The organism is Phocaeicola sp. RTP21359st1_B8_RTP21360_211022, from assembly GCF_040911965.1.
Classification (GTDB): Bacteria; Bacteroidota; Bacteroidia; order Bacteroidales; family Bacteroidaceae; genus Phocaeicola; species Phocaeicola vulgatus.
In genome coordinates this window covers 1-26,678 of record NZ_JBDFXP010000032.1, presented here as the reverse complement: position 1 = coordinate 26,678, position 26,678 = coordinate 1, and the positions used below count along the sequence as shown (strand labels likewise).

Here is a 26,678-nt window from a genome sequence, read left to right as displayed (position 1 = left end):
TTGCGGAAATAGCTCAGTTGGTAGAGCATAACCTTGCCAAGGTTAGGGTCGCGAGTTCGAGTCTCGTTTTCCGCTCAAGAGAAAAGATCAGTGTAGAAGTACATTGATCTTTTTTATTTATCATGGTGTAAATGTTAGAAAACGGAAGAAGGTCAAATCAAAATATTGATATACCCTCCTCCCGCTGTTTTAGTCAAATTATCCGCAATGGAAATATTTATTGACCAATGCCAACATCCCTTCCGGATTATCTTTTAAGTCGCTACGTAAGGTCAGATCGTTATAACTGGTTAATTTGCTGATGATTCCATCAATCATAGTGGGGCTGAACACATTATGTTTTTGGAATATTTCGCGCTGTTGTTGCAAACAGGTTGCGGAAGCTGCACAGCTATCGGGAAGCTGGGCTAATGCCTTCAGTTTGTCTGCATTTTCTTTCTGATGGATATTGACGTTTACGTAAGTTTTTTCTGCAATGTCCAGTGCATTTTCTATTTCAAATCCATGGCGACAGGCTACAGCTAATCCTGCTATCAGTTGGTAGAGATCGGCCGAACCGTCCGGTGACCGCATTTCCACTGTCTGTTTTTGTGTGGTATCATAATGGCTTTCTGTTTCCAGTGGATTGGCAGTCATGCACATGTCTGTTTTAGCTGCCCATCCTAGAGGTACTCGTACCAATACTGAACGGTTGCGGTCACCCCAGCAAATATTAGTTGGCGCTTCCTGATGGGGAACCAGGCGGAAATAAGAAGTAGGATTGGTATTACCGAATGCGGTGATGGATGGAGCAAGTTCCATCATGCCAGCAATAGCTTTGCGTGCTGTTTCTGATAAAACACCTTCTTTCAACATCTGGTTTTGTCCATCTTTCATGATACGCATGTGGATATGCAATCCGGAACCAGCTTTTCCTGTAGTTATTTTAGGTGCGAAAGTAATGTTATAACCATGTTTATAGGCCAGATTACGTATAATCCATTTGGCGATCATCAATTGGTCTGCCGCATCTTCGGCATTGACAGGCAGGAATTCTATTTCATTCTGTTCATATATCATGCCATTCAAGGTAAAATTACCTACTTCGGAATGTCCATATTTTATTTGTCCGCCTGCTTGTGCAATGTAGGCCATGCACTGGGTACGGAAATCATTGAACTTGGCATATGGTGCTGATTCATGATAGCCTTTCTGATCTGTAGCCTCGAACATATTTGTATCCGGAGCAATTACATAGTACTCTAATTCCCCCATAGCCTGAAATTCCATGCCGGTTACTTCATTGAATGCCTTGCATGCTTTGTGTAAGGTATGTTCGGGGGAACTTTCCAATGGCTCTCCATCCTTGTTAAAGAAAGAGCAAAGCATGGAAAGTGTAGGTATCTCGGCAAACGGGTCCAAAAAAGCCGTCCGGAATCGAGGAATTACATACAGATCACTGCTGCCCGCCTCAATGAATGGAAACAGGCTGGAACCGTCCACACGTTCTCCACAAGTCAAGATAGCATCTAGATATGCTTGGTTGTTGATAACGAAATTCAATGTCTTCAGTCGTCCGTCTCCGGCGGGATACATAAAGTTGACCATACGGATGCCATTCTGTTGAATGTATCGTTTTATGTCTTCTTTGGTAAACTCTGCACAAGGTTTTTCTAGAAATGCCACCAATTGGTTGGGGTTCATTATTAATTCTTTATTCATAGCAAAATTGGTTGTTTTTTGTTTGTTATTTGGTTAACTTTCCAAAGATAACAAAAAGTTTTCTGAAAATCCTATGAAAAGTTCATAGATATTTTCTTTCATACTGAGTGATATTCTCTTTATCTTTTTCTGTTTGGGAGAACATCGTTTTATAATTTGTCCTACCTTTGCACCGCTGTTTTAAAATATAAATAAGAGAATCATTATGGAACCGATGCATAAAATTAATAAAGTAGAGGTCCGGAATTTACAGATCGAAGATTACATCCAATTATCACAATCATTCAAGCGGGTGTATGCGGATAAGGATGTGTTTTGGACACACGAGCAAATAGAAACGCTTATCCGGATTTTTCCGGAAGGGCAAGTAGTAACGGTGGTAGACGATAAGATAGTGGGATGTGCTCTTTCTATTATTGTAGACTATGATATGGTAAAGGGAGATCATACCTATGCCAAAGTAACTGGTAATGAAACTTTCTGTACGCATAATCCGGAAGGGAATATTTTGTATGGTATCGAGGTGTTTATCCATCCGGATTATCGCGGTTTGCGTTTGGCACGCCGTATGTATGAGTACCGGAAAGAATTATGCGAGAAACTGAATCTGAAAGCGATCATGTTCGGTGGTCGTATTCCTAATTATTATAAGTATGCGGATACGATGCGTCCTAAGGAATATTTGGATAAGGTGCGTTCCCGTGAGATTTATGATCCGGTATTGACATTTCAGCTTTCCAATGATTTTCATGTGCGTCGTGTCATGAAGAATTATCTTCCCAATGACGAAGAATCCAAGCATTGTGCCACTTTGTTGCAATGGGATAATATTTATTATCAGGAGCCTACGCAGGATTATGTGGATAAGAAAACCACTGTACGTGTAGGGTTAGTGCAATGGCAGATGCGCCCTTATAAAACATTGGATGATGTATTTGAGCAGGTTGAGTTTTTCGTAGATGCCGTTTCTGATTATAAGAGTGATTTTGTTCTTTTTCCAGAATATTTCAATGCGCCGTTGATGGCCAAGTTCAATCATTTGGGAGAAGCCCAGAGCATTCGTGGTTTGGCACAATATACCGAAGAGGTTCGCGACCGTTTTATCAATTTGGCTATCAGTTATAATATTAATATCATTACGGGTAGTATGCCATACGTAAAAGAGGACGGAGGGCTTTATAATGTTGGTTTTTTAGTACGGCGTGACGGCTCATACGAAATGTATGAAAAGGTACATGTCACTCCCGATGAGATAAAGAGTTGGGGCCTCTCGGGCGGTAAGATGGTGCAGACTTTTGATACGGATTGTGCTAAAATTGGTATCTTGATTTGTTATGATGTGGAATTTCCCGAGCTTTCTCGTATCATGGCCGATCAGGGAATGCAGATTCTGTTTGTTCCATTCCTCACCGATACTCAGAACGGCTATTCCCGTGTACGTGTTTGTGCTCAGGCACGGGCAATCGAGAATGAATGTTTTGTCGTTATAGCCGGTAGTGTGGGAAATTTGCCGCGTGTGCACAATATGGATATTCAGTATGCACAGTCTGGAGTGTTTACTCCGTGTGATTTCGCTTTCCCAACTGATGGCAAACGGGCCGAGGCGACTCCGAATACCGAAATGATTTTAGTTTCGGATGTTGATCTGAATCTGTTGAATGAATTGCATACGTATGGCAGTGTGCGCAATTTGCGTGACCGCAGGCATGACCTTTATGAACTGAAGATAAAGAAATAAAAAAATGTTTCATTACGGATTACTCAGGTTAACGCTGGTTTATAGATAAGTGGTTATTATTTTATATTTCCGCCTTACTTTTAAGAATAACCTGTGTTAATCAGAGTGATCCTGTAATGAACTTTGTTATTTCAAAATAAAAGAAGCTACGGGCCATTCTATAACAAATATAGTTTTTCCTTGTCTGCTTTCCTGTAAATAGAAATTGCCCCCATGTCTTTTTATAATCTGCCGGCACAGACTAAGCCCGATACCAGTTCCTTCTGTTTTTGTGGTAAAGAAAGGAACGAATATTTTTTCTTGCAATTCCATAGGGATTCCCCGTCCATTGTCAAGTAGTCTTATATAAAGTTTGTTTGTTACTTCCAGTGTTACTTCTATTTGTCCGTCTGTTTTTCCTTCCAATGATTGCATACTGTTTTTCAGCAGATTTAAAAAAACTTGAGAGAGTTGCTTCTCATCGCCCTCAATATATATATCAGAGGGGGTGCTACGCAGAATGAAATGGATATGAGCATTTTCAAAATCAGATTGTAGTAACAGACCTAGATTGTGCAATGAATTGGTCAGTGAGAATCGCTTCTTTTTCGGTTCCGGCATATACGATAAGCGTCGATATGATTCTGTGAATTCCATCAGTCTTTCGCTTTGTTCACGAATCACTCCAAGTCCTCGTATTACTTTCTCGTCCGTACCGGGGCGCAATGAAAGTGTTTGAGACAGAGAAACAATAGGAGCAATGGTATTCATAATTTCATGAGTAAGCACCCGGGTAAGTTTGTTCCATGACTCACTTTCTTTCTCGTTCAGTTCATTACTGATATCTTTGATAGCCAACAGGGTAATCGTTTCTGAATTTAGTTTCATCCGGTTCATGGATAGTGACAGTTGTTTTTTTGAGTTAGATTGTAAAAGAAAGGAATTTTCCACATTTCCATGGGTTATGAAATCTTTCAAGATCGGATATTGCTCTTCCAATTGGCGGAGGAATATGATTGACTCAACTCCCAGCAAACGTAAGGCTGCACCATTTACAAACAGAACTCTTTTTTCGGAGTTCCACGCTAGCACTCCATTTGGTACTTCTTCCAGTAAAGAGTGATAAAAGTTCTCTTGTACCCGGCTTTGCGATTTCGTTGTGGCAAGCAATTCATTGATTCGGTTTAGTGAATGGCTAAGTGCATTCATTTCTTTATCTGCCGATTGCTCGTTGAACAGTATCATGCTCTCTTTATCTTCCATCGCATCCAAGAATATTCTTATTTTGGCATTGAATTTATTCAATTGTTTTACCAAAGCTCTGATAAAAAAAAGTGAAATAATCAAGAAAAGACAGCCTAGAATAAGGGCGGTATGTGTAATAATAAGTGCGATACCAGCTCCGGCTACAGCAATTATTAATAAGATGTAGCTTAGGATAACCATATATAGATGTTTGCTGAATACCATGGTCATCAGAGCTTAAAGCGTTTTATTTTATTGTAAAGTGTCTGGCGACTGATGCCTAACTGTTCGGCTGTTGCTGTCAGATTTCCATCGTTTTGACGGATGGCTGTTTCTATGGCCTGGCGTTCTACTTCTTCCAGATTAGGAACGGTAGTGGAGAATTGTGGACTCCAGGTTTGTTTTACGAAAATGTCTTTGGAACGGATTACATCTCCTTCACATAAAATAACTGCTTTCTCGATGGTATGTTGCAATTCCCGGATATTTCCCGGCCAATGATAAGAACATAATTTCTCTAAAGCATGTTCATGCAGGAAGATTTCTTTTTTTTCGTATTTAGCAGCATAGCGCTGCATAAAATAATCAATGAACAAATGTATATCTTCCCTCCGTTCGCGTAAAGGCGGGATTTCCAGATGAATAGTATTCAGTCTGTACAATAAATCCTCACGGAAAGTCCCGGAATCCACCATATCCTGAATATTCTTGTTGGTAGCTGAAAGCAGCCGGATATCCACTGGGATTACTTTATTACTGCCGATGCGTGTAATTTTTCGGTTTTGTAATACGGTGAGCAACTTTGCCTGCATGGCTAAAGGGAGATTTCCTATTTCATCCATAAACAGGGAACTGCCGGATGCCGCTTCAAACTTTCCCGGCCGGCTCTCGTAGGCATCGGTAAAAGAACCGCGCTCATGCCCGAACAGTTCACTTTCGAATAAAGATTCACTGATTGCTCCCATATCTACCGTTACCATAGAATGTTCCTTTCGTGTGGAAAGCCGGTGTATTTCCTGTGCCAGCATTTCTTTTCCTGTTCCGTTTTCTCCGGTAATCAATATATTGGCATCTGTGCGTGCCACTTTCACTACTATCTTCATTAACTGCTGCATGGCAGGGGATGTTCCCACAATCATCGGTGATTTGTTTCTATCGGGGATTCTGTTTTTCCTTTTCTTACCGCTTCCAAAAGCATCTTTTATTTTGCGCACTAAGGTCCGGTTATCCCAAGGTTTCAACAAAAAATCAGTTGCATCATTCTTTAAAGCCTTTACTGCCAGTTCTACATCCCCGTATGCTGTAAGCATGACTACGGGTAGTGCAGGAGCTATCTCACGGATTCGTTTCAGCCAATATAACCCTTCGTTGCCGTTATTGATTCCTGCCGAGAAATTCATATCAAGAATAATCACATCTATCGGAGAGGTATTTATGATAGATATGATTTGATTCGGATGATGGGCTGTCTTTATTTCGCTGAACTCCGTTTCCAGTAATAATTCCAGTGAGGCCAATACTCCTTTATTATCATCTACTATTAAAATCGTTCCTTTTTCCATCTCATTTTTGCTTTCAGAGGCTAAAGGTATCTGCTTTTGATTGTTTCTGCAAATGAGGCGTCCAATTATTGGACGTTTTTTATTATTTTCTGTAATGCTTTTATTTATCATAACGGTGACTTGACATTGGAATGTGTCTTCAGTCCGTGTTGTCAGCGTTCCAATATCTTCCTTGGTTCGTTCTGGTTTTATAGTGTTTATAATTTGGACGTTATACCGTCTAAAATTTGGACAGCTAATTTATATTTTATTTTGTAACTGGTTGATTATTAATGTTCTGATCTTCTTGGCATATCGTTTGCTTCCTATTCTGTGTTTAAATTAAAATGCAATGAGAAATAACTTGATAATTGTGTGTTTGTTGTCCGGTCTGTCTTTGCCTGTATGTGGGCAAAGTACACTGGACGATTGCATACGTTATGCTTGGAAACATAATCCTGGTTTCAAGAATGTCCAAATAGACGTAAAGGAAGCACGAACAGACTATGTGGCTGCTATGGGTAAATTTCTTCCTTATGTTTCAGTACAGGCGGAAGTGGGCAGGCATATCGGACGTTCTGTCGATCCGGATACTAATGGATATACAGCCGATTCATATAATCAAGGAACTATAGGAATGGATATAACTCTTTCTTTATTCGAAGGATTTGCCCGGATCAATCGTTTGCGATATACGCATTGGACTAAAAAAGAGAAGGAGTGGGATCATCTGGCAAAGAAAAATGATTTGGCTTATCGGGTAGCTGAGGCTTATTATAAAGCGGTATTGGATAAAAAGCTTTCAGAACTGGCAGCTGAACAGCTTCGTTTGGGAGAACGTTATCTGAAACAGACGGAAGCTTTTGTAGAACTGGGGTTGAAATCGCTTTCGGACTTGCAGGAAGTAAAAGCGCGTCATCAAGGAGATGTGTTCAGAGAGCGTATGTATGAAAAAAATCGTCAGATGTCCTTTCTTTATTTAAAGGAAATACTGGGTATGAAAGAGGGCGATGTTTTGTCTGTTTCTTTATCAGTCAGTGAGGATACGCTCTTGTTAATGCCTCAAGTAGAGGTAGAAGAAGTCTATTTACGGTCCGTACACGTACTGCCGGATTATAAACGGATGGAAATGTGGGAACGCGCTGCCCGTAAGGAGTATGCTGTGACCCTTGGACAGTTCAGCCCGACTATCTTCGCCCGTTTCTCATGGGGATCTGATTTTTATAATTCCTTGTTCTCGTTACATCAATTGCGTGACCATTGGAATAAATATATAGGAGTAGGTATTTCATTCCCTATTCTTAGCGGATTAGATCGGAATGCCGGAATAAGGAAGAAGAAATTAAACTTGCAACGGGTGCGGAACAGCATAGAGGAAGAGAAGTTACATTTACGTAATGAAACGGAACGAATTGTACTTTCATTACATTCGGGATGGGAAGAGCATCGACAGGCTTCCCTGCAGGTAAAAGCAGAAACGCAAGTGCTGAAAGAAACGGAACGGAAGTGGGAGGAAGGGCTTGTTTCCGTGTTTCAGTTGATGGAAGCACGAAATCGCCTGCTTGTCGCTAAAGCGGAAAAAATAAGAGTGCGTTTGCAGTACGAACTGACATCGCGACTAACTATGTATTATCGGACAGGAAGTTTTATTAACCATTAAAAAATATGGACACACTAATTGAACGTAAAAAGCGTTTCACTCCCAGGCGGATTTATGGAGGTGCGGGAGTATTATTCATATTGGTATTCGTTTTTTATTTTATTTTTCGTGATACCGGTTCTTCCATGACCATTGACAAGAGCCGTATCACTATCGCTACAGTTACAGAAAATGAGTTTAATGATTATGTCCGTGTGATTGGACAAGTACTTCCCAGCCGCATGATTTACCTCGATGCTATAGAAGGCGGAAGAGTGGAGGAACGCCTTCATGAAGAAGGAGCGATGGTAAAGAAAGGGGATGTGATTCTGCGCCTGAGTAATCCTCTGCTGAATATCGGTATCATGCAAAGTGAAGCAGATCTGGCCTATCAGGAAAATGAGTTGCGTAATACTCGTATAAGTATGGAGCAGGAACGGTTGAGTCTGAAGCAGGATCGTATCGGTATTCAGAAAGAATTCATTATAAAGAAACGTCGTTACGGACAATACAAGCGGCTGATGGAGGGGCAATTGATAGCGAGGGAGGACTATCTCCAAGCTACGGAGGAATATGAAGCGGTAAAAGAACAATTGTCGGTATTGGATGAGCGGATCCGTCAAGATAGTTTGTTTCGTTTGACTCAGATAAGCAGTTTGGACGAGAATATAATGAATATGAAACGAAGTTTGGCATTGGTACGAGAACGTCTTGAAAACCTGAAAGTGAAAGCTCCTATAGACGGGCAAGTGGGTAATCTTGAAGCACAAATCGGGCAATCCATTTCTGCCGGGGAACATATCGGTCAGATTATTACTGCTGATCTGAAGGTACAGGCATTAATTGACGAGCATTATGTGGAGCGTGTCGTCCAAGAGCTTCCCGCTGACTTTACCCGTGATGGAGAAAATTATAAGTTGGAAGTAACCAAAGTGTATCCTGAAGTGAAAGACGGGCAGTTTCGTACAGATTTCCGTTTCACGACAGGGCGTCCCGAAAACATTCGGGCGGGACAAACTTATCATATCAATCTTCAGTTGGGGGATCCTGTCAAAGCTGTTCTGATTCCTCGGGGAGGTTTTTTTCAAATTACCGGAGGACGATGGATATATGTTGTGGATGAAAGTGGTAAATTTGCCGTCAGACGTCCTATCAAGATTGGCAGGCAGAATCCTCAGTTTTATGAAGTGACTGACGGGCTGGCTTCCGGTGAGAAAGTTATTATTTCCGGTTACGAGCTGTTTGGAGATAATGAGAAACTGATTTTAAACGAATAAAAAACACACGTAAGAATGATTAAAGTAGAAAACCTCTCTATGTTGTTCAGCACCGAGGAAGTGCAGACCAAAGCATTGAATGAAGTAACTTTCGAAATTGAAAAGGGAGAATTTGTCGCTATCATGGGGCCGTCCGGTTGTGGAAAATCTACCTTGTTGAATATACTTGGAACATTAGATACCCCTACTTCGGGCTCCTATCTCTTTGAAGGAAAGCGAGTGGATAAAATGAATGAAAACCAACTGACCGCTCTCCGAAAAGGAAATATCGGTTTCATCTTCCAAAGCTTTAATTTGATTGATGAACTGACTGTATATGAGAATGTTGAACTCCCATTGGTGTATCTTAATATAAAGCCGACAGAACGTAACAGGCAGGTAAAAGAAGTGCTTGAAAAAGTGAATATGCTGCATCGCGCCAATCATCTGCCACAACAGTTATCAGGTGGACAGCAGCAACGTGTGGCCATAGCCCGTGCCGTAGTTACCAATGCCAGGCTTTTGCTGGCGGATGAGCCGACAGGTAATTTGGACTCTACCAATGGGGTGGAGGTTATGGAACTGCTTAGTACACTGAACAAACAGGGGACCACCATCATCATTGTTACCCATTCACAGCGTGATGCTGCTTATGCACATCGTATAATCCGTTTGCTGGATGGTAAAATTATTGCCGAGAATCGTAACCGCCCTATGGAATCTGACAGCAAAATTGAAATTTTATGATTATACAAAATTATTGGAATAGCGTTTGGCGTAATCTGATGAAGAGGAAAGGTTTCAGCTTCATCAATATCTTTGGCTTGGCTGTAGGCATGGCATCAGCTTTATTGATATTTACTTACGTTGCTTTTGAATTTAGTTTTGACAAAATGCATAGTAAGAGTGAACGGATTTATCGTGTGCAAAGTACTTTTCATGAGGGGGAAGTTCTGACGGATGATTGGGCGACCAGTTCATTCGGATATGGTTCGGCCATGCAGGAAAATCTGGCGGGAATTGAGGATTATACTCGTGTAGGATGTATTATCCAACCGGAGCAATTGGTAAAATATGGCGAATTATGTCTGCGCGAGAATGGGATAGCATACGCTGATCCTGGCTTTTTCCGTTTGTTTGATTTTGAATTGTTGAAAGGTGACCGCGCTTCTTGTCTTTCCATGCCATGTCAGGTAGTGATTACGGAACGGATTGCCCGCAAATATTTCAGAGATGAAGACCCTGTCGGGAAGATACTTATTTTTAACAGCAATATGGGGAAGGTGTCTTGTGAGGTAACTGGAGTCATGAAAGAAATGCCTTCTAATTCGCATATACATTATAATTTTCTTTTATCATATGCCACCTTACCTAAATGGGTACAGGAATATTGGTACAAACATGAAGCCTATACATATGTATTGCTGGATTCGCCCGAGCGCAAAGAAGAGATAGAACGTACTTTTCCTCAATTGGCCGAGAAGTATAAAACTGAAGAGGCATTGAAAAACAAGACTTGGGGGGTGCGGTTGGAGCCATTGGAGAAGATTCATCTCAATCCTCAATTAGGTTATGAGGCCGAGTTGAAAGGAAACCATTCGGCCATCATCGCGTTGATTTTCGGAGCTATTGCTATTTTGATTATTGCTTGGATCAATTATATAAATCTGACAGTTGCCCGTTCTATGGAGCGTGCCAAAGAGGTAGGAGTGCGCAGGGTAGTGGGAGCTTTCCCGAAACAGCTTGTTGGTCAGTTTCTATTTGAAGCATTTGTAATGAATTTGATCGCTTTTATCATTGCGTTAGGATTGATCGAACTATTACTTCCTTCCTTCAATCAGTTGGTAGGACGTACTATTACTTTCTCTGTATGGTTTACGGAATATTGGGGGGGCGGGGTTCTATTGCTTTTTATAGTCGGTATTTATATTTCCGGTTACTATCCTGCCCGCGCATTGTTGCGTAAGAAGCCGATTGTTTTACTGAAAGGTAAATTCCAAAATAGCCGTTCCGGAGAAAATACACGTAAAATATTGGTCATAGTACAATATACGGCATCCATGATATTGCTTTGTAGTACATTAATTGTGTTTGCACAACTCAGCTATATGCGTCGGCAGTCTTTGGGAGTAAAGACTGACCAGATTTTGGTAATCAAGTTTCCCGGGCCTACTGAGGGTATGAAAACAAAGATGGAGTCTATGCGGAGAGCTATCAAGAAATTGCCATTGGCGTCGAAAGTAACTTGTTCCGGGGCGGTACCGGGTGAAGAGGTGGCCATGTTCCTGTCCAATCATCGGGCACATGATGCGTTGAAGCAAAACCGGTTGTACGAGATGCTGAGTTGTGACCCTGACTATATAGATGCATACGGACTGGAGGTGGTAGCCGGACGGGGTTTTTCCGAGGAATATGGGGACGATGTGAATAAATTGGTTATCAACGAAACGGCTGCCCGTATGTTAGGATATGTGGATAATGATAATGCCATTGGTGAGGAAATAGCTGTTGAAACGCTAGGAGAGCCCATGCAGGTAATCGGGGTAGTGAAGGATTATCATCAGCAAGCGTTGAATAAAGGTTATACAGGGGTAATGCTTTTCCATAAAGATAAGATTGACTGGATTCCTCAGCGTTATATTTCGGTTGTGATGAAACCGGGTGATCCTTCGGAATTAGTATCACAGATAGGAGAAATATGGAATAATTATTTTGCGGATTCCAGTTTTGATTATTTCTTCCTCGACCAGTTCTATGACCGGCAGTACCGTCAGGATGAGGCTTTCGGCGTATTGATGGGAGGTTTTACCGGATTGGCTATTTTTATCTCCTGCTTAGGTTTATGGGTGTTGGTTATGTTCTCTTGTGCCGTCCGTACCAAGGAGATGGGTATCCGGAAAGTATTGGGGGCATCTCGTTGGAATCTGTTTTATCAGTTGGGTAAAGGTTTCTTTATTCCTATTATTATCGCTATTCTGATTGCGTTGCCTGTGGCATGGGGCAGCATGAATGCATGGTTGGCTCATTATCCGTTCCGAACAGAATTGAAAGTGTGGTTCTTTCTGCTTCCTGTGGTCTTGATGTTGTTGATTTCTTTTCTGACTGTAGCAGGACAAACCATAAAGGTTGTTTATAGTAAACCCGCTCGGTCATTGAAATATGAATAATGGAATATAAGATATCCGTGGTTAGTAATTCATTTACAAGGAATATCATTTAAAACCAATATAAATTATCGTACCAGTTCATTATGGCAGATCAATACTGATAAACTTTGAAAACCTTTTGAATTTTTCTACAAAACTAATTTTGCGTCTAAAATTATTTTATTAATTTTACAGCGTTTTTAAGGAGAGTCTAACTCTCTATAGTTACAAATGAGCGATGAGAAAGGGTGCCTTGGTGGCATCCTTTCTCTTTTGTAGTGTGTTTTTGTATAATTTATATTGTATTTTACTTATGTCACGATTATGTGAAATCACGATACATCTTTTGTATTTCCGTTTCTTTTACTTTTATCAGACTTAATCGTTTTTCTTGCATTAAAAAAACAATTGGACCTCCCTTTGTTATATATTTAACACTCTTTTAATCTCATTTTGTTGAACAATCTACGCGATTCAAATGTTAATATAATGTGTTTTTCATAGTAATAGATTTAAGATTAATAGTTAGTATTTGCTTGTGAAAGTCAGTACACTTACGGATAAAAGCGTTTATCCGAAAAGAAAAGAGAGGCGACCGGAAACGGAAGCCTCTTTCTTTTTGAGCATTTTTAGTTCCCATAATTATTGTGAGAGGAAAATTGATTCTGATTGTATAAATAATATAATGTGTTGAAAATAAGATTTTTCCCTTTTTAAGCCTTTAATAAAAAATGGAGTTCTCTTAGTAAGAGAACCCCATTTTGCTGCAAAGATAGCTATAATTCCTTAATACAGAAAATTCCGCATTAAAAAAGTATTCCAAAGTATGCTTATAAATGACAATTGTTTGCAAAAATAATATGAAAGGTTATAACTATAGGACACTCTATCAGGCATTTAAGTAAACTTGGGGTTCTCTTACTAAGAGAACCCCAACAAAAAAACGAAAATTGATGGCTTATTTGAGCCTCATTTTTTAGAAGAATAATTTAATTATGATGTTTTGATGGAAATAAAAAGTCCTATGGAGCTTGCAACCGAAGCACTCTCTTATAATAATCAAAACATAGCGAGCGAAGCGCCTAAGTTACTGCTCTGCAGTTCAATCGCTTCCGTCTCAGACCAGGGGTCAAATAAGGGAGTCACGCCATTGGCGGGAATAGGGAAGGAACATCCTGAACTCAATTGGTATTATCTGTATCTGCCTAACAAAGAATTGAAGCGCTATATCGGCGTTTTTAGTGGCAGGAAGTCCGTAAAACTTCGTAAGCCATCAGGTGAAGCAGAAGAAAGATACTTTTGTTTCAAGGTATTTTCCTATACTTCGACGGACCACAGGAAACGCTTCGAGCAATGCGCCTATACTAAGGAGGAATATACTGCCCGTCGTGATTCCGCCCGGGTAGTGAAAGAAGCCTTTGCCACCGGTTCCACCCGGAAATTGAATGCTTTGACGGACGAGAAAGAAATCGAAGGCAACGGCTGGCTGTTTGTCTGCGCTCCTTTGGATCAGTTGGAACTTATTTTGTCTGCTATGTTTCCTCGCCAGTATTTGGTGACGGACTATAACACGCACCGTGCGGCGGTCATCCCTCAACGTCAGATGGAGGAATTTATCTATTTGTACGAATCCATGCCTTATAATATCGAGTTGATGAACCGTCCTTTGGAGGATTATCTTCAGAAGAAACAACGAATTCGCATTACCGGTGGTGTTTTCCGAGGGAAGGAGGGGTGCATTATGCGTTTGCACCGCAATACTCGGCTGGTATTTGCTTTTGGGAATATGACGGTGGCTGTGAGTTATCTTCACGCTTTTCCGTTTGAGAAAGTGGACTAGGATACATATTATATTCCCTATTTAACTGAATGACAATAATATGTCCAATTCCTTAAAACAAGTAGCGACCAAGGGGATTCTCTGGAGTTCGATAGAACGCTTTTCTGTGCAAGGTATTCAGTTTGTGATCATGATTATCATGGCCAGACTGCTAACTCCGGAGGATTACGGCCTTGTCGGAATGCTGACCATATTCTTGGCTGTTTCCCAATCATTGATAGACAGTGGATTTTCCCAGGCCTTGATACGTAAACAAAACCGGACAGAAGTAGATAATTCTACTGTGTTTTATTTCAATATAGCTGTCGGTCTTGCGCTTTATCTGTTATTCTATATTTCCGCGCCTTGGGTGGCGGATTTTTATGGACTTCCCGAACTTTCTTTAGTGATGAGAGTGGTATGCCTGGGTATAATCTTTAACTCACTGGCTGTAGTCCAGCGTGCACTACTGACAGTCAGGATAGATTTCAAGACCCAGGCAAAGGCATCATTGATTGCTGCTGTTATCTCCGGTATGGCAGGTATCATATTGGCTTATACAGGATTTGGCGTATGGGCATTGGTATGCCAGCAACTGGTCAATCTGGGGATAAACACCTTGTTATTATGGATCTTTTCAAAATGGAAGCCCATGAGAACCTATTCCTGGAAATCTTTCAGGGAATTGTTCTCCTTTGGCTCCAAACTGTTGGCGTCCGGTCTGCTGGATACCACTTACAACAATATTTATCCCATTGTCATAGGCAAGGTCTTTTCCGCCGGTGATTTGGGACATTATACACGGGCCCAACAATTCTCTGTTTTCCCCTCTTCCAATATTACAGGGATACTGCAACGTGTGACTTATCCCGTGCTTTGCAGCATACAAAATGATATTGACAGATTACGGGGAGTGTATCGTAAATTTCTCAAGTTGTCCGCTTATGTGGTCTTTCCTCTTATGACAGGACTTGCAGCGGTTTCCTTTCCGTTTATCCGAATTGTGTTGGGTGAGAAATGGATATTCTGTGCGGTTCTGCTTCAAATCATCTGTTTCTCGATGATGTGGTATCCCATTCATGCCATCAATCTGAACCTGTTACAGGTACAGGGGCGTTCCGATCTTTTCCTCCGGTTGGAAATTATCAAGAAGGCGATAGGAGTCAGCATCCTTTGCCTGACCATTCCTCTAGGTCTGAAAACCATGTGCTTTGGGGGAGTGGTAAGCTCCCTTCTTTGCCTGGTAATCAATACCTTTTATACAGGAAAGCTGATACAAGTCGGTTTTATCATGCAGATGCGCGATTTGTTTCCCACTCTAGTGGTTTCCTTGCTGATGTTTGTCCTTGTGCTTTCCCTTCAGTGGATGACTGAGAATCTGTATGCCCAGTTGCTGGGTGGTATCATTTTGGGCAGTGGGTTTTATCTGGCTGTAACAAGGATTCTTCGTTTTCAGGAACTACAGGAACTGTCCTCATTGTTCTCAAAAAGATAAATTAAAAAAAAATTGATATGGATAAAAGTTTGATAACAGTAACGTCTCCGTTACTGCCGGACCTTGACGATTTTCACGCAATGCTCAAGGAAATTTGGGCGAGCAAGTGGATAACAAACAACGGTTCTTTTCATAAGCAACTGGAAAAGGAACTGGCTGCTTATCTGAAAGTACCTTTTATCAGTCTTTTCACCAATGGAACACTGCCATTGATAACAGCTTTGCAGGCTTTGAGAATAACGGGAGAGGTGATAACCACCCCTTATAGTTTTGTGGCTACCACCCATGCCCTTTGGTGGAATGGTATTACTCCGGTCTTCGTGGATATCGACCCGTCTACAGGTAATATGGATCCGGATAAGATAGAGGCTGCCATTACACCCAGAACGACGGCCATTATGCCGGTTCATGTATATGGAAAGCCCTGTGATACCGTGCGTATTCAGGAGATAGCCGATAAGTATGGCTTGAAAGTCATTTATGACGCGGCCCATGCGTTTGGTGTGGAAGTAAACGGTGAAAGCATTCTGAATGCGGGGGATATGTCCACGCTCAGTTTCCATGCCACCAAGGTTTATAATACGATAGAGGGTGGTGCTTTGGTCATGCACGATGAACAGACCAAGAAACGTATAGACTATTTGAAGAATTTTGGCTTTGCCGATGAGGTGACCGTGGTTGCTCCGGGTATAAACAGCAAAATGGATGAAGTGCGTGCCGCATACGGATTGCTGAATTTGAAACAGGTGGATGCTGCCATTGCTGCACGTCATCAGGTTGCCATAAAGTACCGTGAAGTGTTGCGTGGGGTGGATGGTGTCACATTCTTTGACGATATGCCGGACGTGAAGCACAACTATTCATACTTCCCCATTTTTATAGATGCAGAGAAATATGGTATGACTCGTGATGAACTTTATTGCAGGATGAAAAAACAGAATGTGTTGGGACGCAGGTATTTCTATCCGTTGATAAGTACTTTCTCTACCTATAAAGGATTACAGAGTGCCGGACCGGAAAATCTTCCTAACGCACATAAGATGGCTGACTGTGTGATTTGCCTGCCGATGCATCATGCGCTGGGAGAAGAGGAGATTCAACGTACATTGGATTTAATTGTAAAATAGGATATGAGGCAGAAAAAATTAATGCTCCTTGGAGGTATCCGTTATCTCCTTCCTGTGATAGAGGCGGCTCACGAGCAAGGTTATTATGTGATTACGGCTGATTATCTGCCTGACAATATTGCTCATAGATATAGTGATGAGTATGTCAATGTCAGCATTATAGACAAAGAAGCAGTATTGAAGGTGGCCCGTGAGAAGGAAATAGACGGTATTCTTTCTTTTGGAGTGGATCCTGGTGTTGTATCGGCATCGTATGTTCAAACCCAGATGGGTATTCCTTCATTTGGACCTTTCGAATCGGTTGAAATATTACAGAATAAGGATAAATTTAGGACTTTTTTGTCAGAGAACGGTTTTAATGTGCCTTGGGCTTTTGGTTTTTCTTCGCTGGAAGATGCTTTGGCTGATACAGACAAGTTTTCTTACCCTTTGATTGTAAAACCTACAGATTCTGCCGGTAGCAAAGGAGTGACCCGGGTGGACAAGGAGGAGGATTTAAAGGAGGCTTTGGAATATGCTTTCAAGCACTCTATCAAAGGAAATATTATAGTGGAGGAGTTTATCGAAAAACAAGGCTGTTCGTCAGACAGTGACAGCTTTTCTGTGAACGGGGTGCTTCAGTTTGTTTCATTCTCTGCCCAGCGTTTCGATGAAAATGCAGCAGGGACTTTCGTCCCTGCTGCATATTCATGGCCTTCGACCATGAATATGCAGCAAGAGTCCGAACTCCGTTCTGAACTCCAGCGTCTTCTTACCCTTCTTCACATGAAGACTGCCGTTTATAATATTGAGACCCGTGTAGGTGTCAATGGCAAGACTTATATTATGGAAGTGTCCCCTCGTGGAGGAGGTAATCGCCTGTCTGAGATGGTTCGTTATTCTACCGGAGTGGATATGATTACGGCTGGTGTGCGCGCTGCTGTTGGAGATTCTGTCGATGGTATAGAGCAGAAGCCATACATGGGGCATTGGGCGGAGATTATTCTTCATTCAGATAAGGACGGTTTGTTTGAAAGCTTGTATATCAGTAAATCTATGCGCTCTTATGTGATAGAAGAGGATTTATGGGTAATGAAAGGAGATGCAGTTCATTTTTTTGAAGGTGCTAATAATGCAATAGGAACATTGATTATGAAATTTAATTCACAGGAGCAATTAAAAGAAGCATTGGAGAAACAGGGGGAATGGTTGCATATTTCTGTAGATTAATTATAAAATGAAGAATATGTATGAAATTAGTATATAGTATTTTATTATCGAAAGAAATAAACAAGGACGAGTTTGTTAGTTTTGTAAAAGATACAGAACTATTGTTCGTTCCCCGATTAAGTACACGCGTTTCATTGATAGAGTATGCAGAGAAAATGTATCAGTACGCAACTTTGTTTATTGTGCGGGATATGGATGATGCAGGTAAATTAATAGCCTGTAATGCTGTTTATGTAAATGTAGCTCCGTTAGATTCTTTTGCAACATTTTTAGTTGTAAAGGAAAAATATGCTAATTATGGGATAGGAGCTAAGTTGATAATAAAAGCTGTCAGATACAGCAAAGAGTTGGGTAGTTCCGGATATTCACTAAAAATGAGAGCTTCTAATAAAGTAATGTATGATTTTTACCTTCGTCTTGGATTTATAAAGGTTTCGGAAGGAAAATATCCAAACTCAGAGGAATATGAATATGGTTTAAGAATATCATTTTAAAGCAAACAAAATTATGAAAGAAAAGGTATTAGAAATAATTAATCAAATTCGTGCAAGTAAAGACTTGACGACAGTTCTTACATTAAAAGCATCGGATGATCTGCGTAATGATTTGGACTTGACCTCATTTGATCTTGCAGAACTGACAGTCCGCATTGAGGATGAGTTTGATATTGACATTTTTGAGGATGGTCTTGTGAACACTATTGGAGAAGTTCTTGCAAAGTTGGAAAAATAAAAACGGTATGACTATGTTTTTATACAATGGAGAGCAGTCATATAGCTATGCGGACCTTTTAAAGGCTGTATGTATGGACGACTATGTTCCTTTATTAAAGACGCATGATCTTTTCAAGTATTTTTCCAACTTGATAAAAGCATTGGTCAATAATAAGCCTTTGGTATTGCTTGATTCCGACCTGAGTCTGTCCGAACTGGGTGGGATAAATGAAGAAAAGATTAATGTCATAGAGAAACTCCGGACACAAAAATTCTCATCAATGGATGAGGTGGTTAAGGCTTTACAGCAATCCGCTTCTGAAATTACGATATTTACTTCGGGAACAACCGGACAGCCCAAAAAGGTCATTCATAGTGTGCAGGGACTTACCCGTTCGGTACGTTGTGCCGAAAGGTATCAATGGCAGGTTTGGGCCTATGCCTATAATCCTACACACATGGCAGGACTGCAAGTGTTCTTTCAAGCCTTTGAAAACCAGAATACTTTGGTAAATGTGTTTGGTCTTGCCCGAAATGAGGTCTATAGCCTGATAGAGAAGTATTCTGTGACTCACATTTCAGCTACTCCTACTTTCTACAGACTGTTATTACCCTTTGAAAAAGAATATTCTTCTGTACAGCGGATTACTTTTGGGGGGGAGAAAAGTGACCGGCATCTTTTTGATGTTATACATGACATATTTCCTCTAGCTAAGATAAATAATATATACGCTTCTACAGAGGCGGGGTCTTTGTTTGCGGCAAAGGGTGATTGTTTCCAGATACCTGTTTCTATACGGGATAAATTTATGGTTGTGGATGATGAATTGCTTATTCACCGTTCATTGCTGGGACGGTCGGAAAGTTTTAGTTTTGATGGAGATTATTACCATTCAAATGATTTGATAGAATGGGTGGACCAGCAGGAGGGTATCTTTAGGTTTAAAAGCCGCAAGAATGAACTGATAAATGTAGGGGGGTATAAAGTCAATCCCGGAGAAGTGGAGGTTGTCATTAATGCCATTGACGGTATCCGTCAGTCATTGGTCTATGGGAAGTCCAACTCTGTTTTGGGTAATGTGCTTTGTGCTGATATCCAGTTGGAGGAAGGTGTTCTGTTGAAAGAGTTGGATATCCGTTGTCAACTCAAGAATAAATTGCAGGATTTCAAGATTCCCCGTAGGATAAAGTTTGTAGAGTCTTTTGCTTTAACAAGAACCGGAAAATTAAAAAGATTATGAACTATTTAGTGACAGGATGTTCGCGTGGAGTAGGCCTTGAAATATGTAGGGTACTATTGGAGCAAGGACATACCGTATATGGTGTAGCCCGTTCTTATACGGATGAGTTTAAAAAGCTGGAGTCAGAGTTTGACAATAAACTTTTCTTTAAAAGTATAGACTTGGGTGATAGTGAGAATGTGCACAGAAATGTGTTCAAGGACTTTGTAAATAATAGGATTCAGCTTCATGGTTATGTCAACAATGCCGCAATGGCTTATGATGATATTGTTACGAACTTGAAACTGGACAGATTGCAATCCATGTATTCGGTCAATGTTTTTACTCCGATGATGATAACCAAATACGTTTTACGTAATATGCTGCTTCATCATACCAAAGGAAGTATTGTTCATATTTCCTCTATCTCAGCACATACCGGCTATAAAGGGCTGGCCATGTATGCATCCAGTAAAGGTGCACTTGAAGCTTTCTCCAAGGATACGGCGAGAGAGTGGGGGGAGTTGGGAATACGCAGTAATGTGGTGGTTCCCGGTTTTATGGAAACGGCTATGAGTGCAACACTTACCGAAGAGCAGAAGAATCGTATTTATAAACGCACTTCGATGAAGGCTGCGACTTCGGTCCGTTCAGTGGCAGAAACTGTAGCATTTCTACTGTCTGATGGTGCTTGTAGTATTACAGGAGTTGAGGTCAGGGTGGATAATGGAACAATTTAGTTTGTTACTTGGTTTAGTTAATATTTTATGTTAGAAAATAATATATATAGTATGTAATTATTTGATAATGAATGTATTGTTGCCAACTTTCACGTCTACCTGTTCCGAATCTTCATCGGTTGCAGAATCAACATCGTTTCACAAGGAACGAAACTCTAATCTGGAACTTCATCGGAACTTTTTTCAAAAATATCTTTAACGGGTGCAGGGATTATGTTAACATGGTTCCTGACAAAATCACTTTGGCTGCCAGCCAATGTTAAATTCAAAACTAATTAATTAACAAAACTCGGTTTAGGGCACTGAAAAGTGCCCTTTCGAAGGGGGATGCCCTAAATTGAGTGCTTACAGTGTTTACAATATTAATAATTAATGAAAGAGAATATAATAGTGAACAATCTTGCTCCTGTAATTATACCTACATTATGTAGATATGATCATTTTAAAAGATTAATGGAATCTCTTAATAAATGCACATGGGCGGATAAAACAGATGTGTATATTGGACTTGATTATCCCGCAAAAGAAGAACATAGGGATGGTTGGATGAAAATAAAGAGATTTTTGTGTGAAGAAAGATTTTGTTTTAAAAAAATTGTAGTCTTTGAGAGAGAGTATAACTATGGAGTTAAGGGTGAAAATAATAATATATCAGCATTGATAAAGTATGTGAGTACGTATTATGATCGTTGGATTTTCTCAGAAGATGATAATGTATTCAGCCCCAATTTTTTGGTATACATAAATAAAGGACTAGAAAAATTTAAGAATGATAAATCTGTATTTGCCATTAATGGATATCGCCATTTTTACAATGTAAAATTCAAAGAGAATACATTCTTTAGGCAAAATATCGACTTTTCTGCTTGGGGATATGGAATATGGAAGGATAGATATGAGCAGATGACTCATAATATGACAAGAGAGTATTTGAGAAAATGTCTGTATAGTTTCCAGAAATGGAAAAAAGTGTGGGAATGTGGTTGGTTTAAAAGATCTGTATTCATTTCTAATGGAAGTAGTCATAAACCAATTTGTTTTCCAGATTGGATGATAGGATTATATTTGACACTAGAAAATCTTGATGTCATAATGCCTCGTATTTCTACAGTTAGAAATGAGGGATGGGATAATAGTGGGTTGAGTTGTAAAATATCAAAATGGGGAGATATTGCTCAAAAGCATACTTTGCAAGTAATAGACGAAAGTTTTGATTTTCAATATGTTGGTACTGGGCTTGAATATTATAATGAAAATAAACATATGTATATACTTGAGGGCATTGAAAAATCATCAAGTTTTGATTTTTTTATTCGCACAAACAAAGCTTTTGTAAAACTTATTCTAAAAAAGTAGTATTGTGTTATAAAACTAGAATTATAAATTGTGATGAAAAAAAAAATATTAATAAAAGCATCTGGTATAACTGCTCCCTCATGGAGAGGATATAATGCAGGAGTTGGTAGATCAACATTGATGTTGCTAAAATCTTTAGCTAAAATATCAAATTTACCTTTTGATATAGAAATATATGCAAGTGGGTTAAGTAGTGTAGGCTTTGATTTTCATAATTTGCCATTTAAGCATTTCTCCTTTCCTATTCCTGAGAAAATAGGGTGCGAATTGACAAGAATAGAACCATTTATTAGGTCTAAATTTGTGAATTATGATTTGCTTCATATTCCACATAATTTAGATGAAGTGCATTCTAAGGAAAGTTATATAGTAACACTACATGATGTTATAGCTTATGACAGAGCAATAGCTAATAACGATATAAAGACAGCTAAAAAATGGCAGAAAATGGCTTCTAGAGCAAAAGCCATAATGACTTGCTCACAATATTCAAAGTCAGAAATAGTTAGCAAGTTAAATATATGTCCTGAGGTGGTTTCGGTTGTTTATTGGGGAGCATCAACAGATAAATTTTATATTGAAGATAAAAATATAACAAAGAGGAATCTTCATTTATTAGGAATAGATGGGCCTTATTTTGTTTCTATATCATGTGCGCACCCAAGAAAAAATATTCGAATATTATTGAAGGCTTTTCAACTATTTTTACAAATAAATCCTAAGCATAAATTGGTTTTAGTGTGGAGTAATCCCCCTCAAGACATATTGCAGACGTATGCGAAGGAAATATCTGATCTTAAAATTGTTTTCCTTAAATATGTATCAGATGAATATCTACGTTCTTTATATAATGGTGCAACTTTAACAATGTATCCTTCTCGTTCTGAAGGATTTGGTTTCCCTATTTTAGAATCTTTTGCTTGCGGGACCCCTGTTATGACTTGCCGTAATAGTTGTTTGCAAGAAATTGGTAGAGATGTTGCACTTTATGTGGGCGAAGACAATGTTGATGAGATGGTAGATGTCATGAAATATTTTGAAAAGAATTTGTTTAATATGGAACTTTTTAAAAAAATGTCTAACAATTTACTGCCGTCTTTTTCTTGGGACGAAACAGCCTCTAAATATGTGGATTTCTATACAAAGTCTTTACTTTTATAGTTGAGTCCTAACATATATGGATATTTTTAATATTATCATTTTGATATTTTTAGTAGAGGTAATATCTTTTTTCATTAATAAAGGATATTCATTATCTGCTGTGATAGTTATAATGCTTCTTATACCGGGTATTCTGAAGTTTGATGTCGGTGTGAATTTAAATGTGTTTAACTTGGCTATATTCATTTTCTGTGGTCTTTTATTTCTTACTCGCAGACATCAAAGAGTACAGTTTAGAGGAATTCGAAAGGTGGTAAAGGGATATTGGATTTATATCCTTATTAGTGCGTTGGTAGCATCATCTGGTGATATTTCTATTGGAGAGTATTTGAAGAATATGCTGTTGTTTTCTATAGAATATACAATGATTGCTTATGCTTTATGTTATATAAGGTTGAATGATAAAACCATAAAAGTAATAGATATAACATTAATTGTTTGTGCTTTTATCATTATAATTTATGGATTATTCAATTATTTCACGTCTTTCAACCCGTATATTGCTTACATTAGCTTATTGACGGATAATGTTGATATGTCAAATGTCTTTCAAGAAGAAAGCCGTGGCTTGATTTCAGGAAGAATATCCAGCACCTTTATTCATCCATTACAATTGGGACAGGTTTCATTATTGCTCTTGTCTTATGCTATTTATCAGTTTAAATCTCGTTGTCTGCTATTTATATATTGGTTGATGATTATTGGCTTGATATGGATGTGTGTGTGTTGTGGGGCTCGGTCAGCATTGGTTCCGGTACTTTTGGTATTGGCTATATATATAGTTCATTATAAAAAAAAATCTTATATTGTGTCAGCTATTTTAGGAGGTGTGGCTTTACTGTTTTTTTGTTATCCAATGCTTCCTAAAAAGGTTAGAACGACAGTGGAAGGTATTGTGTTGTTTTGGGATGACAAGGCGGCTGTTAAGGCTGATATACATGGCAGTTCGGTAGATGGACGTACAGAACAACTAGCCTATGCGTTTCAAGCAATTGACAATAGACTGCTGATGGGCTATGGTGAGGGACATGTTCGCAATTATGGAAGCACTCATCCTGGGCTATTGGGGTATGAAAGTATCGTTTTGGAAGAACTTGTAGATAGTGGAATTCTTGGTGTTGTGATCTTTTTTACTTTCTATATTTTTTTGTATAAAGGGCTGTTAATGAAATGTATTAGTAAAAGAGAGAAAGGGCGCGTTCATAGTTTATGTCTTCCTTTTCTTTTAAGTATCTGTTTGACAGGAGTGTCTTATTCGTTTTTTACTTTGTATGTGATTCTTTATTTTCTTACTTTATATAATATAATAAATGGTAGAAAACAAAGATTTTATATTGAAAGGAATTGTATTTGTCATTCATAAATTTACTGATCTTTATTTTCTATTTTTTATAATAAATGAAATTACTTTTTGATGTTTCCGCTACACAACCTAACAGTTCTGGTAAACGGCATGGTGGTGGGCGTTATGGCGAGATTATTTTGTTTCGCATGATAGAACGTAAATTAAAATTTGCTTGTTTCTATGATAGTTCCAAATGGCTCAATCCGAAGGTGAAAACAGCTTGTCAAAAAGGGAAAATTCCTTTACACGATGTATGTGGATCGTCCGTGAAACAGATTGTCAGTGAATATGGTTATACTAGGCTTTATTCTTGCTTGCCGCAAGAATTGGCAGAGCTTACTTGTTGTGAAGTATATGGTACTGTACATGGGTTACGTGAATTTGAAACGCCATACGATACTATTTTTTACCATTATCATCATTCTCTGAAAGAGTGGGGGAAATTTACGATAAAAAAACTTTTGAATTCATGGTTTCGTCATCGCAAACATGGGGAATATTTACGGCGTTATATTCAATCATCGTTCCGGCTTATTACTGTTAGTGAACATTCACGCTATAGTATCCTTTCTTTTTTTCCGGAGATGAAAGATGAAAAGATACGTGTATTTTATAGCCCTAATACATCATGTGGAGAAAAAAAAGAACGAAATCCTGCTATTTTTCGTTATTTCTTGGCAGTGAGTGGTAATCGTTGGGAAAAGAATAATTTACGAGCTGTTATGGCGTTTGATCGTTTGGTAACTGATGGGCGTTTGCCACAGGATGTAAAAATGATAGTCACGGGTATAAGAGATAATATTTTTAAATATAGAGTGAAAAATCCAGACCGTTTTGTGTTTCTTGGTTACGTGGATGATGATGTCTTGGAGCAGCTTTATACGGATGCTTATCTTTTTGTCTATCCATCTTTGAATGAAGGATTTGGTTATCCTCCTATCGAAGCGATGAGATATGGTGTGCCTGTTATTGCTTCTCCATTGTCCTCCATGGCGGAAATTTGTGGAGCGGGTGCCCTTTATTTTGACCCTTTTTCTGTGGAGGAAATCATGAATAGAATGTTAATGATGATGCAACCTGAAATATATCAAGAATATTCGTGTAAAGGTCAAGAACAATATAAACGAGTGTTAGAAAAGCAACAAAAGGATTTGGATGAACTGATTGATTATATTACTAACTTTAACGATTATGAATAGAAACAATAACTAGAATAGATTTTGCGCCTTTTATGTCATTGAAATAGCTTTGATATACATCTTTTTAATATTTCTCCAATGTATCATCTTGGCTTTCAAAAAAAACTTTAATGATTACAAGGATTATCTGAGTTTAATCCTTAATAAAATTTTGTTAGTCAATGGCTAATGTTAAAATAAAAATTGTTTTTTAATAAAACTTGGTTGGGGACACTATTTGGTGCTTTAATTAAGGGGGGGATGCCCTAAATTGAGTGCTTACATAAGCAAGTAGGAAATTAGAACAAAAGGCTAAGACAGAACGCCACTTGTCCGCCTTAGCCTTTCAATAAAAATAAATTTACTTTTCCAGAAATCCATATTCACTTTCCACATCAAAACAAGGGCACGCCTTCGGAATGCTTCCCGGCATGTTCCGGTGTCCTCGGATCTTCGCGTCCGGAAAGAGTTTCCTGAGCTTCATCAGCAACAACAGCAGCTGCTCACATTGTTCCTGCGTGCGCGTGTCGGCCGGGTGGCCTTCCGCATCCAGACCACCCTCATAGCAAATGCCGATGGAGCAACGGTTCCAGGGGCGGCAGTGCGCGCCCACTTCCTTCAGCTTGCGGTGCTGGGTGATGATGCCCGAGCGGCGGATGTAGAAATGATACCCGATGGTGCGGAACTTGCGCTGGCGGTGGCAGCGCAACAGGTCCTCTACGGTGAAGTCCCGGTTCTCGCGGGTGGCGGAGCAGTGAATGATGATATATTTCACCTCCTGCATGTACGGTCCGTCCTCGACGCTTTTCAGCAGTTCTCGTTCGCTCGCCACTTCCTCATCGGCGGTGAACAGGGGGAAGGATTCCTCTATCATAGGCTGAAAGGAAAGGTTGTGCAGCTGGTGATGCCCAGTGCGGTGAGGGCGGCGATTGCCGCCTGGATGATGGCCTGAAGAACCTTCTGCCATGTGATTTTATTATTTTCGCTCATTATTGTAAGCAGTCAAAAATTGGCTCATAATTGAAATCTCTATCTTCGCTGCGAACAAAAATTTTAGGATTTATGTATAG

Annotated in this window: 22 protein-coding genes, 1 tRNA gene and 1 pseudogene; 19 read left to right on the top strand and 5 right to left on the bottom strand. The window is 39.5% G+C overall.

Annotated elements, in window-relative coordinates:
* The first annotated feature begins 2 nt into the window (after positions 1 to 2).
* A tRNA-Gly gene (locus AB5062_RS15670) sits at positions 3 to 75 on the top strand.
* Between the two features lie 123 nt (positions 76 to 198).
* On the opposite strand, the gene AB5062_RS15665 is transcribed toward AB5062_RS15670, so the two are convergent.
* Positions 199 to 1,701 carry a glutamine synthetase family protein gene (locus tag AB5062_RS15665; protein ID WP_008668273.1) on the bottom strand — a complete coding sequence of 501 codons (1,503 nt, stop codon included), beginning with the start codon at positions 1,699 to 1,701 and terminating at the stop codon, positions 199 to 201.
* 205 nt (positions 1,702 to 1,906) lie between these two features.
* Here AB5062_RS15665 and AB5062_RS15660 point away from each other — a divergent pair, with 205 nt between their 5' ends.
* On the top strand, positions 1,907 to 3,439 hold the full coding sequence (locus AB5062_RS15660) for a carbon-nitrogen hydrolase family protein (RefSeq protein WP_005842418.1): 1,533 nt from the start codon (positions 1,907 to 1,909) through the stop codon (positions 3,437 to 3,439).
* Positions 3,440 to 3,565: 126 nt separating this feature from the next.
* Here the strand turns inward: AB5062_RS15660 and AB5062_RS15655 are convergent, their stop codons facing one another.
* Together AB5062_RS15655 and AB5062_RS15650 are read right to left on the bottom strand one after the other, a co-directional pair.
* Complete coding sequence (locus AB5062_RS15655; RefSeq protein WP_005852734.1) at positions 3,566 to 4,888, bottom strand: PAS domain-containing sensor histidine kinase; 1,323 nt, start codon at positions 4,886 to 4,888, stop codon at positions 3,566 to 3,568.
* A 5-nt stretch (positions 4,889 to 4,893) separates the two neighbouring features.
* Positions 4,894 to 6,225, bottom strand: coding sequence for a sigma-54 dependent transcriptional regulator (locus AB5062_RS15650; RefSeq protein WP_005842422.1), 1,332 nt, complete (start codon positions 6,223 to 6,225; stop codon positions 4,894 to 4,896).
* A gap of 331 nt (positions 6,226 to 6,556) precedes the next feature.
* Between AB5062_RS15650 and AB5062_RS15645 the strand changes: the two genes are divergently transcribed.
* The 17 genes and pseudogenes from AB5062_RS15645 (at position 6,557) to AB5062_RS15565 (ending at position 25,629) form a co-directional block, all read left to right on the top strand.
* A complete protein-coding gene (locus tag AB5062_RS15645) occupies positions 6,557 to 7,864 on the top strand; it encodes a TolC family protein (RefSeq protein WP_022508360.1) in 1,308 nt (435 codons plus the stop codon).
* Between the two features lie 5 nt (positions 7,865 to 7,869).
* Complete coding sequence (locus AB5062_RS15640) at positions 7,870 to 9,120, top strand: efflux RND transporter periplasmic adaptor subunit (protein WP_005842425.1); 1,251 nt, start codon at positions 7,870 to 7,872, stop codon at positions 9,118 to 9,120.
* A gap of 15 nt (positions 9,121 to 9,135) precedes the next feature.
* Positions 9,136 to 9,846 (top strand): ABC transporter ATP-binding protein, encoded by a 711-nt coding sequence (locus AB5062_RS15635; protein ID WP_074783907.1) that lies wholly within the window; start codon positions 9,136 to 9,138, stop codon positions 9,844 to 9,846.
* Positions 9,843 to 12,266, top strand: a complete 2,424-nt coding sequence (locus AB5062_RS15630; RefSeq protein WP_057279441.1) for an ABC transporter permease — start codon at positions 9,843 to 9,845, stop codon at positions 12,264 to 12,266. Before AB5062_RS15635 ends, AB5062_RS15630 begins: the two co-directional genes overlap by 4 nt.
* 985 nt (positions 12,267 to 13,251) lie before the next feature.
* On the top strand, positions 13,252 to 14,085 hold the full coding sequence (locus AB5062_RS15625; RefSeq protein ID WP_032945612.1) for a transcriptional regulator: 834 nt from the start codon (positions 13,252 to 13,254) through the stop codon (positions 14,083 to 14,085).
* Positions 14,086 to 14,125: 40 nt separating this feature from the next.
* Complete coding sequence (locus AB5062_RS15620) at positions 14,126 to 15,559, top strand: lipopolysaccharide biosynthesis protein (RefSeq protein ID WP_005852721.1); 1,434 nt, start codon at positions 14,126 to 14,128, stop codon at positions 15,557 to 15,559.
* Positions 15,560 to 15,576: 17 nt separating this feature from the next.
* Positions 15,577 to 16,686 carry a DegT/DnrJ/EryC1/StrS aminotransferase family protein gene (locus AB5062_RS15615; protein ID WP_005852713.1) on the top strand — a complete coding sequence of 370 codons (1,110 nt, stop codon included), beginning with the start codon at positions 15,577 to 15,579 and terminating at the stop codon, positions 16,684 to 16,686.
* 3 nt (positions 16,687 to 16,689) lie between these two features.
* Positions 16,690 to 17,895, top strand: coding sequence for an acetyl-CoA carboxylase biotin carboxylase subunit family protein (locus AB5062_RS15610; protein WP_005852711.1), 1,206 nt, complete (start codon positions 16,690 to 16,692; stop codon positions 17,893 to 17,895).
* Between the two features lie 20 nt (positions 17,896 to 17,915).
* Entirely contained in the window at positions 17,916 to 18,389 is a 474-nt protein-coding gene (locus AB5062_RS15605) for a GNAT family N-acetyltransferase (protein ID WP_005852709.1), read from the top strand.
* Between the two features lie 13 nt (positions 18,390 to 18,402).
* Positions 18,403 to 18,627, top strand: a complete 225-nt coding sequence (locus AB5062_RS15600; RefSeq protein ID WP_005852707.1) for a phosphopantetheine-binding protein — start codon at positions 18,403 to 18,405, stop codon at positions 18,625 to 18,627.
* A gap of 7 nt (positions 18,628 to 18,634) precedes the next feature.
* Positions 18,635 to 19,849 carry a fatty acid--CoA ligase family protein gene (locus tag AB5062_RS15595; protein ID WP_008781581.1) on the top strand — a complete coding sequence of 405 codons (1,215 nt, stop codon included), beginning with the start codon at positions 18,635 to 18,637 and terminating at the stop codon, positions 19,847 to 19,849.
* Positions 19,846 to 20,568, top strand: coding sequence for an SDR family oxidoreductase (locus AB5062_RS15590; RefSeq protein WP_005852703.1), 723 nt, complete (start codon positions 19,846 to 19,848; stop codon positions 20,566 to 20,568). The genes AB5062_RS15595 and AB5062_RS15590 overlap by 4 nt, the downstream gene beginning before the upstream one ends.
* A 152-nt stretch (positions 20,569 to 20,720) precedes the next feature.
* Positions 20,721 to 20,831 (top strand): annotated as a pseudogene (locus AB5062_RS15585) (IS66 family transposase); the annotation flags it as partial.
* Between the two features lie 109 nt (positions 20,832 to 20,940).
* Complete coding sequence (locus tag AB5062_RS15580) at positions 20,941 to 21,924, top strand: hypothetical protein (protein ID WP_005852701.1); 984 nt, start codon at positions 20,941 to 20,943, stop codon at positions 21,922 to 21,924.
* 33 nt (positions 21,925 to 21,957) lie between these two features.
* Entirely contained in the window at positions 21,958 to 23,085 is a 1,128-nt protein-coding gene (locus AB5062_RS15575; RefSeq protein ID WP_032953386.1) for a glycosyltransferase family 1 protein, read from the top strand.
* A gap of 16 nt (positions 23,086 to 23,101) precedes the next feature.
* The gene (locus AB5062_RS15570) at positions 23,102 to 24,448 is read left to right on the top strand and encodes an O-antigen ligase (RefSeq protein WP_032953388.1); all 1,347 of its coding nucleotides are present in this window, start codon (positions 23,102 to 23,104) and stop codon (positions 24,446 to 24,448) included.
* A gap of 35 nt (positions 24,449 to 24,483) precedes the next feature.
* Positions 24,484 to 25,629 (top strand): glycosyltransferase family 1 protein, encoded by a 1,146-nt coding sequence (locus tag AB5062_RS15565; RefSeq protein WP_005852694.1) that lies wholly within the window; start codon positions 24,484 to 24,486, stop codon positions 25,627 to 25,629.
* Positions 25,630 to 25,969: 340 nt separating this feature from the next.
* Here AB5062_RS15565 and AB5062_RS15560 read toward each other — a convergent pair whose 3' ends face one another.
* Positions 25,970 to 26,482 (bottom strand): N-acetylmuramoyl-L-alanine amidase, encoded by a 513-nt coding sequence (locus AB5062_RS15560; RefSeq protein WP_008781579.1) that lies wholly within the window; start codon positions 26,480 to 26,482, stop codon positions 25,970 to 25,972.
* On the bottom strand, positions 26,479 to 26,598 hold the full coding sequence (locus AB5062_RS15555) for a smalltalk protein (protein WP_151850991.1): 120 nt from the start codon (positions 26,596 to 26,598) through the stop codon (positions 26,479 to 26,481). Before AB5062_RS15555 ends, AB5062_RS15560 begins: the two co-directional genes overlap by 4 nt.
* Between the last annotated feature and the right edge of the window lie 80 nt (positions 26,599 to 26,678).

Bases quoted from the DNA above. Each gene is read 5' to 3' on its own strand.
- AB5062_RS15630 (WP_057279441.1), top strand. From the start codon at position 9,843: ATGATTATACAAAATTATTGGAATAGCGTTTGGCGTAATCTGATGAAG.
- AB5062_RS15660 (WP_005842418.1), top strand. From the start codon at position 1,907: ATGGAACCGATGCATAAAATTAATAAAGTAGAGGTCCGGAATTTACAG.
- AB5062_RS15615 (WP_005852713.1), top strand. From the start codon at position 15,577: ATGGATAAAAGTTTGATAACAGTAACGTCTCCGTTACTGCCGGACCTT.
- AB5062_RS15600 (WP_005852707.1), top strand. From the start codon at position 18,403: ATGAAAGAAAAGGTATTAGAAATAATTAATCAAATTCGTGCAAGTAAA.
- AB5062_RS15595 (WP_008781581.1), top strand. From the start codon at position 18,635: ATGACTATGTTTTTATACAATGGAGAGCAGTCATATAGCTATGCGGAC.
- AB5062_RS15645 (WP_022508360.1), top strand. From the start codon at position 6,557: ATGAGAAATAACTTGATAATTGTGTGTTTGTTGTCCGGTCTGTCTTTG.
- AB5062_RS15650 (WP_005842422.1), bottom strand. From the start codon at position 6,225: ATGGAAAAAGGAACGATTTTAATAGTAGATGATAATAAAGGAGTATTG.
- AB5062_RS15590 (WP_005852703.1), top strand. From the start codon at position 19,846: ATGAACTATTTAGTGACAGGATGTTCGCGTGGAGTAGGCCTTGAAATA.
- AB5062_RS15555 (WP_151850991.1), bottom strand. From the start codon at position 26,598: ATGAGCGAAAATAATAAAATCACATGGCAGAAGGTTCTTCAGGCCATC.
- AB5062_RS15665 (WP_008668273.1), bottom strand. From the start codon at position 1,701: ATGAATAAAGAATTAATAATGAACCCCAACCAATTGGTGGCATTTCTA.
- AB5062_RS15610 (WP_005852711.1), top strand. From the start codon at position 16,690: ATGAGGCAGAAAAAATTAATGCTCCTTGGAGGTATCCGTTATCTCCTT.
- AB5062_RS15625 (WP_032945612.1), top strand. From the start codon at position 13,252: ATGGAAATAAAAAGTCCTATGGAGCTTGCAACCGAAGCACTCTCTTAT.
- AB5062_RS15655 (WP_005852734.1), bottom strand. From the start codon at position 4,888: ATGGTATTCAGCAAACATCTATATATGGTTATCCTAAGCTACATCTTA.
- AB5062_RS15620 (WP_005852721.1), top strand. From the start codon at position 14,126: ATGTCCAATTCCTTAAAACAAGTAGCGACCAAGGGGATTCTCTGGAGT.
- AB5062_RS15635 (WP_074783907.1), top strand. From the start codon at position 9,136: ATGATTAAAGTAGAAAACCTCTCTATGTTGTTCAGCACCGAGGAAGTG.
- AB5062_RS15605 (WP_005852709.1), top strand. From the start codon at position 17,916: ATGAAATTAGTATATAGTATTTTATTATCGAAAGAAATAAACAAGGAC.
- AB5062_RS15640 (WP_005842425.1), top strand. From the start codon at position 7,870: ATGGACACACTAATTGAACGTAAAAAGCGTTTCACTCCCAGGCGGATT.
- AB5062_RS15565 (WP_005852694.1), top strand. From the start codon at position 24,484: ATGAAATTACTTTTTGATGTTTCCGCTACACAACCTAACAGTTCTGGT.
- AB5062_RS15575 (WP_032953386.1), top strand. From the start codon at position 21,958: ATGAAAAAAAAAATATTAATAAAAGCATCTGGTATAACTGCTCCCTCA.
- AB5062_RS15580 (WP_005852701.1), top strand. From the start codon at position 20,941: ATGAAAGAGAATATAATAGTGAACAATCTTGCTCCTGTAATTATACCT.
- AB5062_RS15560 (WP_008781579.1), bottom strand. From the start codon at position 26,482: ATGATAGAGGAATCCTTCCCCCTGTTCACCGCCGATGAGGAAGTGGCG.
- AB5062_RS15570 (WP_032953388.1), top strand. From the start codon at position 23,102: ATGGATATTTTTAATATTATCATTTTGATATTTTTAGTAGAGGTAATA.